At 50.7% G+C, this 12502-nt stretch carries 12 protein-coding genes; 8 read left to right on the forward strand and 4 right to left on the reverse strand.

All coding sequences use genetic code 11. From position 1 onward, the window contains the following. The first annotated feature begins 30 nt into the window (after window positions 1-30). Window positions 31-1425 (forward strand): glycoside hydrolase 100 family protein, encoded by a 1395-nt coding sequence (locus HCG48_RS24465; RefSeq protein ID WP_168571511.1) that lies wholly within the window; start codon window positions 31-33, stop codon window positions 1423-1425. Window positions 1426-1521: 96 nt separating this feature from the next. Beyond that, complete coding sequence (locus tag HCG48_RS24470; RefSeq protein ID WP_210437126.1) at window positions 1522-1995, forward strand: nucleoside deaminase; 474 nt, start codon at window positions 1522-1524, stop codon at window positions 1993-1995. Window positions 1996-2686: 691 nt separating this feature from the next. Here the strand turns inward: HCG48_RS24470 and HCG48_RS24475 are convergent. After that, complete coding sequence (locus HCG48_RS24475) at window positions 2687-2911, reverse strand: hypothetical protein (RefSeq protein WP_168571512.1); 225 nt, start codon at window positions 2909-2911, stop codon at window positions 2687-2689. A gap of 238 nt (window positions 2912-3149) precedes the next feature. Between HCG48_RS24475 and HCG48_RS24480 the strand changes: the two genes are divergently transcribed. Further along, window positions 3150-3377, forward strand: coding sequence for a hypothetical protein (locus tag HCG48_RS24480; protein ID WP_168571513.1), 228 nt, complete (start codon window positions 3150-3152; stop codon window positions 3375-3377). Between the two features lie 85 nt (window positions 3378-3462). Here the strand turns inward: HCG48_RS24480 and HCG48_RS24485 are convergent, their stop codons facing one another. Beyond that, window positions 3463-4851, reverse strand: a complete 1389-nt coding sequence (locus HCG48_RS24485; protein WP_168571514.1) for an aminopeptidase P family protein — start codon at window positions 4849-4851, stop codon at window positions 3463-3465. 144 nt (window positions 4852-4995) lie between these two features. On the opposite strand from HCG48_RS24485, the gene HCG48_RS24490 reads away from it, so the two are divergent. After that, window positions 4996-5460, forward strand: a complete 465-nt coding sequence (locus HCG48_RS24490) for a DUF4332 domain-containing protein (protein WP_168571515.1) — start codon at window positions 4996-4998, stop codon at window positions 5458-5460. Between the two features lie 43 nt (window positions 5461-5503). Here HCG48_RS24490 and HCG48_RS24495 read toward each other — a convergent pair whose 3' ends face one another. Continuing rightward, complete coding sequence (locus HCG48_RS24495) at window positions 5504-6130, reverse strand: TetR/AcrR family transcriptional regulator (protein WP_168571516.1); 627 nt, start codon at window positions 6128-6130, stop codon at window positions 5504-5506. A gap of 261 nt (window positions 6131-6391) precedes the next feature. Here HCG48_RS24495 and HCG48_RS24500 point away from each other — a divergent pair, with 261 nt between their 5' ends. The 4 genes from HCG48_RS24500 (at window position 6392) to HCG48_RS24515 (ending at window position 11184) form a co-directional block, all read left to right on the forward strand. Continuing rightward, window positions 6392-8023, forward strand: a complete 1632-nt coding sequence (locus HCG48_RS24500; RefSeq protein WP_168571517.1) for a M16 family metallopeptidase — start codon at window positions 6392-6394, stop codon at window positions 8021-8023. Further along, complete coding sequence (locus tag HCG48_RS24505) at window positions 8023-9516, forward strand: M16 family metallopeptidase (protein WP_168571518.1); 1494 nt, start codon at window positions 8023-8025, stop codon at window positions 9514-9516. Before HCG48_RS24500 ends, HCG48_RS24505 begins: the two co-directional genes overlap by 1 nt. Before the next feature lie 122 nt (window positions 9517-9638). Next, complete coding sequence (locus HCG48_RS24510) at window positions 9639-10466, forward strand: hypothetical protein (protein ID WP_168571519.1); 828 nt, start codon at window positions 9639-9641, stop codon at window positions 10464-10466. Window positions 10467-10572: 106 nt separating this feature from the next. Beyond that, window positions 10573-11184, forward strand: coding sequence for a Uma2 family endonuclease (locus tag HCG48_RS24515; RefSeq protein ID WP_168571520.1), 612 nt, complete (start codon window positions 10573-10575; stop codon window positions 11182-11184). Window positions 11185-11205: 21 nt separating this feature from the next. Here the strand turns inward: HCG48_RS24515 and HCG48_RS24520 are convergent, their stop codons facing one another. Beyond that, window positions 11206-12438, reverse strand: coding sequence for a Caspase domain-containing protein (locus tag HCG48_RS24520; RefSeq protein ID WP_168571521.1), 1233 nt, complete (start codon window positions 12436-12438; stop codon window positions 11206-11208). Between the last annotated feature and the right edge of the window lie 64 nt (window positions 12439-12502).

Here is a 12502-nt window from a genome sequence, read left to right on the forward strand (position 1 = left end):
GATTTTCATCAAAAATAATCATTAACATTAATGGCAAAAAATATAGAAACCCTCCTCAAACAAGGTCGAGAACTGCTCGATAAATCGATAGTTTACTATCGAAAACAAGCCGTCGGCACGGTTGCGGCGCGGGATGTCGGCGCCGACGCCCTCAACTACGACCAATGTTTTATTCGCGATTTCATCTCCTCGGCTTTAGTGTTTCTGATCGAAGGTAAACCGGAGATCGTTCGCAATTTTCTCATTCAAACTCTCGCCTTACAACGCCATGACAAACGCATGGATTGTTACGAACCGGGGCCGGGGTTAATGCCTGCGAGTTTTAAAATTGAATCGAAAAGTGGAGGACAGTATTTAACCGCCGATTTCGGCGATCGCGCGATCGGTCGCGTTCCCCCAATTGATTCATCCTTTTGGTGGATTATTTTGCTGCGCGCCTATACCAAAGCCACGGGAGACGAAGAACTGGCGCGGCGGGCGGAATTTCAAGAGGGAATTCAACTCATTTTAGAAATGTGTTTGGTCTCTCGGTTCGAGATGTACCCGACCCTCTTAGTTCCCGACGGATCGTTTACTATCGACCGCCGCATGGGGGTTTACGGGCATCCTTTAGAAATTCAAGCCCTATTTTATACCGCCTTGCGGGCTGCACGAGAATTACTGATTGCCAACGAGATCGGCAAGGACTATATTGACGGGATTAATAAGCGTTTGGGGCCGTTAATTTTCCACATTCGCGAATATTATTGGCTCGATCTCAAACGACTCAATCAAATTCACCGCTATAAGGGAGAAGAGTTCGGAGAAGTAGCGGTGAATAAATTTAATATTTATCCCGAATCGATTCCCTATTGGCTGACGGAATGGATGCCGGATAAAGGCGGCTATCTCGCGGGTAATCTCGGTCCGGGACGGATGGATTTTCGCTTTTTTAGCCTCGGCAATTTACTCTCGATTACCTCTTCTTTAGCGACGGAGGCGCAAAGTCAGGCGATCGTCGATTCGATCGAACGACGATGGGACGATTTAGTCGGTAGAATGCCGATGAAAATTTGTTTCCCGGCGGTGGAAGGTTTGGAGTGGGAAATTATTACGGGATGCGACCCGAAAAATCGTCCTTGGTCTTATCATAATGGCGGGAGTTGGCCCGTCCTGTTGTGGCCCCTGGTGGCGGCGTTACAGAAAACGGGGAGAACGGAATGGGGGGAGAAGGCGATCGCCATTGCGGCGCACAATCTCGCCGAGGACGGCTGGCCCGAGTATTATGACGGAAAAAATGGCCGTTTGGTGGGAAAAGCGGCGCGCAAGTATCAAACCTGGTCGATCGCGGGTTTTTTACTCGCCAATGCTTTATTAGAAAACCCTCACTGTCTGGATCTCATCAGTTTTGAGGAAGACACGGAAGCGGTGGGTTGCGGGATCTGACCGCGTTGAGTCGGTCTCCTGGCGAAGGTGAGGCGATCGCCCCCAACTGTGAGACAATCCCCCCAAATCAATCCGTTATCCGATGGAATCCAACCGATGAACGATACATATTTCATGCAACAGGCGATCGCCAAAGCCCTCGAAGGGATCCACAAAGGTCAAACCCCTTTTGGTGCTTGTATCGTCCGAGGGGAAAGCGAGATCGTTTCGTGCGTTCACAATATTGTTTGGGACAGTACCGATATCACCGCACACGCGGAAATCCACGCCATTCGCGACGCCTGTCGTGTCCTCGATACCGTGGACTTATCCGGTTGCACGATTTACTCGACTTGCGAACCGTGTCCGATGTGTTTCAGCGCCTGTCATTGGGCCAAATTGGACAAAATTGTATTCGGGACGCGCATCGCCGACGCTAAAGCTTTGGGATTTAGTGAGTTGAGTATTTCTTGCGAACAAATGAAACAGCTTGGCGGTAGCACGATCGCCCTTCACGGCGACTTTATGCGCCCGGAATCTCTAGAAGTTTTTAAAACCTGGCAAACGTTCAACGTCAGTTCTTCTTATTGAACTTTTGCGAGATTGTCGAGTTTTACCCGTGGCGATCGCAGGGCGTCGATCGCCCGCAGTCGTCCTGTTACATCCGTAATTTCACGCAGTCTACATGAAAACTTTATAAATCTTTCCGTATTTTTAGGGTTATTTGACGGTTGTTAATCCGTAAAAGCTGTTCGTTGCTGGCGTCGTCCCCAGGTGCCGATGTGAGTCACTCCCCCGAATTACTTCCCCCTTGAAGCGGTCGAAAGTCTTGACTGTAAAGGGTTTTCGATTGTGTTACTTACGGAGGATCGCCGATCTTTTTTAAGCTAAATGACGGAGGCGATCGCCCATCAATGGTGATTTAATTAAACCTATCCAGGGCGATCGAACAACTCCATTCTAGTTAGTTTAAATTTTTAAAGGGTCGTATTTTTAAAAAATATTTTTGTGGATTGACTCCAAAATTAAAATGTTATTAAAATTCCCCAAAGGAAATAAAAACTAACGTCAAATCTATAAGTTTATTCACTAATTTTCATAATTTATTTTTAGATTTAAAAGGGTAAGGCGAGGATGTAAAATATTAAAAATCAACCGTGTAATCGATTTTTTGATATTTTTTAAAACCGATCGGACTTCAAGGTAGCGTCAACTCGGTTAACCCCTGCGCGATCGGCTAGATCTTCGATAAAAGCTGGGATCTCGGCACTTCAGCGTCTATTTATACCCCGATAAAATTGGTAGCGATCGCAAAAGCTGCGATCGAACTTTTGTGAAAATCGCACATTTTTTCATCTAACATCACTCCATTCAAACTCGCCATCACATAATTCTTGGAAGGTACAATGTTGAGAATCCAATCCCTCGGGCGATCGCTTTTCAAGATCGCCACCAATTGGCGCCCCCCACCTCCACAATACCGCTTACGGCTGAGGGGTGATTCCAATCACATCATTGGGGTTCGCCATCGAGTAAATTTGTAGAAAAAAATAAACTTCAACAAAACTTCATGAATCTTGATTCTTGTCCGATCTGGTTTTTGCGATGTTGAGTCTGGCTGGAAAAAAGAGTTGACTATTTGACGGAAAACGTTGATAGTGCTAAACAAATCCAGACAAATTCAGGCTGTAGATCCAAAGCCATTCTTTTCTTAGACTACTAACATTATTACTCTTAGGGATGGAATGATGATGATGCTAAAAAACGCCAAATTGACATTGACGCCCGTATCGTTGTGTGTTGCCGTTTATATGGCAACGACGTTGAGCGGGGCCAATCTCATTTGGCAGGGGGGCAGCACTCCGGTCGTGACCGGAATGTCAATCGATTCGACGATCTTGTCCGATACCGAATGCGATACGAAAAACAATCAAAAATGCGATCACCATCGCGGTAGTGGAGAAGAACGTTAACGTCGTCGATTGACATAAAAAAGGGGGGCGGGAATTTTCCCGCCTCGTGGAGTTTTACGAATGGCTTTGTAATGCTGGGGGAATATCACTGACGGACAATTTGCTCGATCGCCGCCGCTTCTACAGGAAGGGCATCGGTCAAGATTTCCGAACCGTTTTCAGTAATTAAAACGTCATCTTCGATCCGAATCCCGCGCACGTCTTGAAACCGGGAGAGCCGATCCCAGTTGACCACTTCGCCATAGCGCGATCGCCGTTCGGGATCGTTCAAGATCGCCGGAACCTGATAGAACCCCGGTTCGACAGTCACCAACATTCCCGGTTGCAGGGGACGGTCGAGACGCAAGTAGCCCAATCCGAAGCGATCGCTGCGGACTCGTCCGGTGGCGTAACCTGCCAAATCGCCTAAATCTTCCAGATCGTGAACGTCCAAACCGAGCAAATGGCCGACCCCGTGGGGGAAAAATAAAGCGTGGGCATCCATGGCTACCAAATCTTCCGGTTTACCCCGCAAAATCCCCAAATTGACCAATCCTTCGGCGATAATTTCCGCAGCGAGCAGGTGAACCTCGCGATATTCGACCCCGGGAGCGATTTTCGCGATGCAAGCATCGTGAGCGAGGCGCACGAGTTCGTACAAGTCGCGCTGGGTGGCCGAAAAGCGCCCGGATACGGGCCAGGTGCGGGTCACGTCCGCCGCCCATCCTGTGGGGGTTTCGGCACCGACATCGGCGAGGATGAGGTCGTCGGAATTGAGGGGGTTGGCGTAACTTTCGTTGTGGAGAATTTCGCCGCGAACGGTGACGATACTGTTGTAGGCGCAGGTAAAGTTCCGAGCCAAGATCGCCCCTTCCATGGCGGCCCTAACTTTCGCTTCCGTGGTGGCGTGGGCCGTAGCGTGCATTCCGGCGTAGTGCGCTTCTACGGTACAGGCGGCAGCTTGGCGCAAATCGGCGATCGCGCTGAGGTCGTGAATCAGGCGCAAGCTGACGATCGCCTCGGCGAGTTGGCGATCGCGGTGTTCTGGCGGTAAATCGGCGACGGGCACCACGGACCGTCCCAGGAAATCGGCTTGTTCGAGTTGGGTGAGTCGGTCCGATGCGGGAAGGGTCGCCGCTTCGGCGAGGCGCGATCGCAATTCCGTTTTCGGATAGTGAGCGTCGGCGCCGATGGCTGCGGCGATTTCGCTGCGGCTGGGAGTTTCCCCGTGCCAGAGGGTATTCGACGGGGGCGCCTCGTCGGCAAACAGGTGCAGTTGGCCGCGATCGAGGGCGATCGCCGCATCTGGCAACTGAATCCCAGCAAAATAGATAAAATGGCTGCTGGCGCGAAAGGGATATAAATTCTTGGGAAAATTGCGCGGACTCGGCTGACCGGACCACAAGATCGCGGGAAAATCAACCCGTTGCGCCAATTTTTCCCGTCGTTGGCGCAACGTAGGGGCGAGAGTAGAAAGAGATGGCAAAATTTGCATAGCACGCCTCGATCCAGGTAGGGCTTGAAGTTTATAAAGTCAAAGCAGAAAAATCAGGAACCGACAAGCAAAACGCAACGCGGCGATCGCGCCGACCCAACCCAAATTCCAATCTAAAATCTAAAATCTAAAATCTAAAATCCTATGGCTTCCCCGTCCAACCCGACCCCATCGCTCAAACTGCTCGACTGGCCGATCGAGCAACTACCGGGACTGAGTCGCGAAAATCAACAAAACCTTCACCACTGCGGCATCGCGACGACCCAAACCTTAATCCGCAAAACCCGCACCGACCGACAACAACAGCAGATCGCCAACCAACTGAAAATTGCGGTTCGCGACGTTCAGAAATGGGGAATTATGGCGCAATTAGCGTGTTTGCCCAGTGTGGGGTCTCGATACTGCGGCTTGTTACTTCATGCTGGCGTCAGCTCGATCGCGCAGCTTGCCACACTCCCCGCCGCCCGGGTTCACCAACAAGTGTTGCGGATACAAGTGGCGACCATGCAAAGGCGAGATCTGTGCCCTCCCGTAGACGAAGTAGCACGCTGGATCCAAGAAGCCCAAATGCTCGTCAACGCCCAGCAAAAAGCCCGGGGCGAACGCTAAAGGCTCTCCAAAAGAGAATCACCCGTCGGCGCAAACAGCGCCCTCACTCGACCCCTTCCGGCTTGGCTAAAACGCCATTGAGGAAAATATCGGCCAACCCTTCGGCCATTTCCTGCATGTCTTTTTCGCTGGCATTTTCGCCGAGCATCGTGGTTTTGCTAAACCCGGCGATCGCGAACATTCCTAAAAAGATCTGCGCCACTAATTTCGGATTCATGCGGCGGTAAATACCGCGTTCCATCGCCGTTTCAAAAAACGCTTCCGCTACATCCGTCATTTTCTCGATCACCTCCTCTTGGATGCGATCGCGCAACTCCGGATGAAACTGAGCTTCTAAAAAGCACACCCGCATCATATCCGCATTTTTGTGCAGATTTAACATCCGCCGCCGCATCACTTGGGCCACCGCTTTGTAACTGCCCATTTCGCTCAATTCCGTCAGCAAGTCGGTCAGAATTTCTACCCAGCCTTGGGTAGCCAACTCTACCAAAATTGCTTTTTTATTGGCAAAATGACGAAATAGAGTTCCTTCGGCGACCTTAGCCTCTCGGGCGAGATCCCGGGTGGTCGTCCCGTTGTAGCCTCGTTTGGCAAACAAGCGTCCGGCGGCTTCTAAAATCCGCGTGCGCGTTTGGGTTTCGGCAGGTTGTGACTGACTGAGAATTCTCATAAGAAATCTAATCGTGCTAAAGCGCGTAAATTGGGAGGAGTTAGGGTTATTTTCTAACGGTTTTGCGGGAAATCTGCAAAAATTTCACAGATTGTCACGAGCTTACTTCCAACGCTCCCCGAGCAAGAATCGATCGCCGACGGACAACAACTCAGGGAACCCCGCAAAACTTAGAGCGGCTTTCGACCTTTCGCCGAAGCCCAAAGGCAGCCAAAATCAAACTCGATCTCGCCGGACGTTCCCGAACACTTCAAAGCAGTTATGACTCAAATTCTCAAATCATTTTCTAGGCTTTGCGCGGCTGACGTCGCTCGCCAAACCTCTCCAAATCTCGGGGGGAAATGTCAATTTTGGCCTCGCCTTTTCATCTCCATTCTGGCATGTCTTTTCTGGTGGGTTCAATGGCCCGCAGCCCCGGCGTTGGCGCGATCGATGCCCGACCCGGCCAATGCTCCCGGTTCGATCCAACCCTACCTCCAAAGTGCCATCGATCGCGTCAGTGAATTTACCCTAGACAACGGCCTCAAATTCATCGTTCTCGAACAACACGAAGCCCCGGTGGTCTCCTTTCTAACCTATGCCGATGTCGGCGGAGCCAACGAACCGGAAGGAAACACGGGAGTCGCCCATTTTTTAGAGCATTTGGCCTTTAAAGGAACCCCGCGAATCGGCACCAAAAACTATCAAAAAGAGCGCCAACTGTTCGCCCAACTCGATCGCCTCAACGCCGAAATTAAAGCCGCCGCCGATACGGGAAACACGGAAAACGTCACAAAACTGCAAGAAAAATTCGCAAAAATTCAAAATGAAGCCGCCGAACTCGTCGTCCAAAATGAATTCGGCCAAATCGTCCAAAAATCTGGAGGTGTCGGACTCAATGCCAGCACCTCCGCCGACGCCACCCGCTACTTTTACAGTTTCCCGTCGAACAAATTAGAACTGTGGATGTCTCTCGAATCGGAACGATTCCTCGAACCCGTATTTCGGGAATTTTATAAAGAAAAACAGGTCATTTTAGAAGAACGACGACTGCGAACCGACAACTCTCCCATCGGTCAAACTATCGAAGCCTTCTTAGACACCGCCTATCAAGTCCACCCCTACCGCCGTCCGGTGATCGGCTATCCCCAGGACTTGCAAAACATGACCCGGGAAGACGTGCGGCAATTTTTCGAGCGCTATTACGTCCCCAATAACCTGACCGTGGCGATCGTCGGCGATGTCGATCCGGCCCAAGTGCGCGAACTGGCACAAATCTACTTCGGTCGCTACCCGTCCAAACCCGCGCCGCCGAAAGTCGAAGCGGTCGAACCCGTGCAGACCGAACCGCGAGAAGTGACTTTGAGATTGCCCTCGCAACCGTGGTATCTCGAAGGCTATCACCGTCCGCCCATGAATCATCCCGATCGCGCCGTGTACGAATTAATTACCAGCATCCTCAGCGACGGACGCACCTCGCGACTGTATCGATCCCTCGTCGAAGATCGCCAACTCGCCCTCAACGCCCAAGGGTTTAACGGCTTCCCGGGGAATAAATATCCCAATTTGATGCTCTTTTATGCCTTGACCGCCCCGGGTCATACGGTGGAAGAGGTCGCCCGAGCTTTGCACGAACAAATCGAACGCCTCACCGTCGAACCCGTTTCTGAGGAAGAATTGGAACGGGTTAAAACCCAAGCCCGGGCGCAGTTACTGCGATCGCTCGATTCTAATTCAGGCATGGCCAGTTTGCTCGTCGAGTACGAAGTCAAAACCGGATCCTGGCGCAATTTATTTAAAGAAATCGAGGCATTCGCCGCCGTCACGTCCGAGGATGTTTTACGAGTCGCCCGCGAAACCTTCCGCCCCCAAAATCGCACCGTGGGCCGTCTGCTACCCGAGGAGGAATCTTAATGTCGAAGTTCATACCCCCGTCGTTTGACTGGAAAAAAAGTCTAATTTTGTTGTTCGTGGTTCCGGTGGCGATCGTTTTGCTGGTTTTGCGACCCGCTACGGCGAAAGAGGCCAAACATTATACGGAATTGGAGTTTCCGCCGTTACCGGAGTTGGAATTACCGGATTACGATCGCTACCAACTCGATAACGGGATGGTGGTCTATTTGGTCGGCGATCGCGATTTGCCGTTAGTGCGTGGGACGGCTTTAATCGAAACGGGCGATCGCCTCGAACCGGAAAGCAAGGTCGGTTTGGCGTCGATGGTCGGTCAGGTTCTGCGGACCGGGGGCACCGAGTTTCACACCCCCGAACAGCTCAACCAACTGCTCGAACAACGGGCGGCGTCCGTAGAAACGGAAATCGAAACCACCGCCGGACGGGCGAGTTTCGATACCCTCAGCGAAGATTTAGAGGAAGTGTTCGCCTTATTTGCGGAAATCTTGCGCTATCCTGCTTTCGACGCCCAACAATTGGAACTGGCCAAAACCCAGAGGGCGGGGGCGATCGCCCGTCGCAACGACAACCCGGACGATATCGCCAGTCGGGAATTTCAAAAGTTGATTTACGGCAATGACAGCCCTTACGCCCGCACGATCGAATATCGCACCCTCGACAATATCGATCGCGCCGACGTTATCGAGTTTTATCGCCAATATTTCCACCCCGATCGCATCATCCTCGGTATTGTCGGCGATTTCGACACCGACGAGATGCGATCGCTCGTCACTCGATATTTCGGGGACTGGAACCCGCAAAAGCGCCGCGCCAAGGGCGATCGTCCCTCCCTACCCCCGGTCTCTCAAGCCCAAACTGAGGGGGTTTACGCGATCGACCGCCCCCAACTGACCCAAAGTTACATCCAACTCGGCCACCTCGGCGGTCAATTCGACAGTCCCGACTATCCGGCCCTGTCTGTCCTCAACGGCGTCCTCAACGGCTTTGGCGGACGCTTGTTTAACGAAGTGCGATCGCGCCAAGGTCTCGCCTATTCCGTATACGGTTTTTGGAGCGCCCGTTACGACTATCCCGGCTACTTTGTCGCAGGGGGTCAAACTCGTTCCGATGCGACGGTTCCGTTTATCGAAGCCATCCGCACCCAGATCGACCGCGTCCGTTCCGAACCCGTCACCCCGGAAGAACTCGCCTACGCCAAGGATTCGACTCTCAATTCGTTTATCTTTAATTTCGCCAATCCCTCCCAAACCCTCTCGCGGCTGATGCGTTACGAATATTACGGCTATCCCTCGGATTTTATCTTTGAATACCGTCGCGGGGTCGAAGCCACGACGATCGCCGACGTGCAGCGCGTCGCCCAGAAATATCTCACTCCGGAGCAACTCGTTACTTTAGTGGTGGGCAACGATCGCGCGATCGAGCCGCCGTTAAGCAGTCTCGGCAATGGAACCGAGGTCACGGCGATCGATATTTCCATTCCAGCCCCGAATAGTTGAAACGGGTTCAAACCCCATTCAAGATTCGATCGCAAAAAATCTGCCATTTTGGCAGGTTTTTTTATGGAGATTTAGCTATCTTTATTTTTATACAAAAGTGTTTATAAAGTTCGATATTCACCATGAACCCTCAAGCCGCTCGGATCTTCTCCCTCGCCCCCGCGATCGCCGGAACCCTCGCGATCGCCGCTTCCCCGGTTGGCGCCGCTACCTTGGCCCGTTCTGAAAGTTTCTTAGAATTTGATAAGTTCAGCCATCGAGCAATTTCCGGCGAAGTTTTGCTCAACACCGATAGCTTTGTCGTGAAAGGCGATCGGGCCAGCGAAGTGACCGCCTTTTCCGACGCCACTGGTCTTTTCATCAACGATCCGTCGAGCGAGCAATATATCGCCAATTTCACCCGCAATCTTGCCACGGGATCCGGTCGCCACTACTTCGGTATTGGCGAAAGTTCCGCTAAAATCATCGGCGATTTTTCTATTCTCGACGATCGCCCCTTCAGTTTTAATTTTAATGGGTTTTTATCTTTAGAAACAAACGTCGATTCTCCCCGTCAAGAAGCGGCAAGAGCTGGAGGAGATCTCTCCTTTTTCTTAATCGATTTGAACGACGATCTCGTGTTAGACCGATTCGACTTATCCGGTTATTTATCGAGTAGGTCCGACGATGATTTTCTCTCCTTCACTCTCACCGATGGCGTGGTCGTCGATCGCAGTGAAAATATTACCTCTTTAGAAGTGAATCGAGAACAGGCGATCGCCACCTTAAACGGCAGTTGGCAACGGAGTTTCGACCAACCGACTAATTTGCGATTGGTCGAATTAAAACGCACTTATGCTGAAGTTAGCGTCCCGGAACCTTCATTCTGTTTTGGTTTGCTATTGTTCGGATCTTGGGCAGGTCTGAACTGGAAAAGGCGATCGCGCGATCGCTCGGCTGAATGGGAATAATCCAGCTAGATTAGAGTTAAACTACCCTTCCCGGTCGTCAATGTCGCGATCGTCCAAAGATCGCTAAATTGGGTTTAAACTAAAAGTAAACCCAGGAGGAACTCTCATGATTGCCGTAACATCCCATGACGGTTACATCACTCCCGAAGAATACCTCGAACTCGAACGCCAAAGCGAGATCAAACACGAATACATTGACGGCCAAATTTACGCAATGGCGGGAACAACGAAAGCACACAACGCCATTAGCATCAACTTGGCTATGCTGTTTCGCGAAAAATTACGCAATTCTACCTGTCAAACTTTTATGGCAGATGTGAAAGTCAATGTCACCGAAAAAAAAGGGGTTTTCTACCCCGATCTTGTGGTGACTTGTAATGATGACGAAGATATGAATAGCTATGAGGTCAAATTTCCTAAGCTGATTGTTGAAGTCCTTTCGCCATCGACGGAACAGTTCGATCGCGGTAAAAAGTTTCGCTATTATCGCACGATTCCCAGTTTACAAGAATATATTTTAGTCGGTTGTCAAGAATATTTAGTCGAGGTTTTTCGGCGGATGGAAAATAATTTATGGATTTTACAAACTTATGAAGGATTGGAGGCGATCGCCCGTGTTGAAAGTTTGGCGATCGATACTCCTTTATCAGAAATTTATGGAACTCTCGATTTCACGAAAACTGAACCGAAAGAAGAAGGGAGCGACCCCGATCGTTAATATTGTCATCCCGAGAATCTTTTAAGATTTCAGAAAACTCGATTCACATTCAATCAACTGATTGAAAATGCGGATCGATTCTGCATCGTTTGAATGGCGGATGCGATCGGCCATGCCAATATTAATTAACTCCATTCCCAACCGCATTAAATAAGCTTCTTGGACATCGGAGTTAATTTCTGCCGGGTCTAACTGGTCTAAATTGTCTAAATAAGACCGATTCAAATCTAAATTAAACTTTGCGCTCAATTCGCGAACGACATAGCGCTGTTCGGGACGAGCTTTCGGTAAAAAAGAGGCGATCGCCTGATTTAAAAATCCGTCTTTATCCGCTTGAGAGGCGCGTTCTTGTAACCAAACTTCCGAGGTGGAAACGGGCCAGTCCATCGTTTCTTCGTCTACTTTGGCGAAGGCGTGCGCTTCGGCGTAAGAAACTCGTCCGTCTCCGTTATAGTCGGCGGACGCCACCGGGTTTCCGGTGCGATCGATCCCGCTCAATCCGGCGAAAAAGCTGGAACTGTAATCTTTATAGTCCGCTTCGTTCACTTCTGGGGTACAGCCGACGGACGGGCGCGTTCCGACGGTGGCGAAGAAGCCACAGCGCGTTTGCAAGGCGACGGGCCGCGCGCGATCGCCGCCTTCGTAGATCGCATCGGCAAAGGAGCCGGAGTAACATTGTGCCATCATCGTGACGATCGTGGTTTTTGGGGGAAGTCGGTCTAGAAAATCGACAAACTGTCCGACGCTGAGTTCGTCTTGTCCCCACAAGAGGAAGGTTTGGGGTAAACCGTGTCCGGTGAAGTAGAAAAAGAAGGAGCGATCGCCGTCTTGGGAGGAGTATTGTGAGAACCACTCGCTTAAATTGTCTAAGGTGGATGCTCCGGCGAGATCGGGGATTTCTGGGGCTTTAAGCTGATAGTTTCCAGTTTCGTCGAGATAGCGGATAGTCGCTTGTCCGTCATCTCCGTTGGCGAAAAAACTGGTCGTTCGCGATCGCGAATAACCGAGGGTTTCTAAGGTCCGTTGAAAGTAGAGAACATTTTTTTCTAAAGCGATTTCGTTGGAATAGGGATTACTCCCGCCACCGACGACTAAAAACTCGGGGGAATGGTGGCTGCGATTTTGACAAGTGGGCGCCGTCGAACGGACAGAGGAAGAGTGGGTTAATAAAACAGTGGGCGTAACGTGAGTTCCTCCGAGTAAGGCTGATAAAAAGGCACAACAAAGAGGCTGAAAAATAGACAGGCTTCGCATCGATCGATATTCCTCGGCGATCGCGACAAGATTATTTTAGATTTTAAATTTTGGATTTTAGATT

The sequence above is a fragment of the Oxynema aestuarii AP17 genome (genome assembly GCF_012295525.1).
In the GTDB taxonomy this organism is placed as follows: Bacteria; Cyanobacteriota; Cyanobacteriia; order Cyanobacteriales; family Laspinemataceae; genus Oxynema; species Oxynema aestuarii.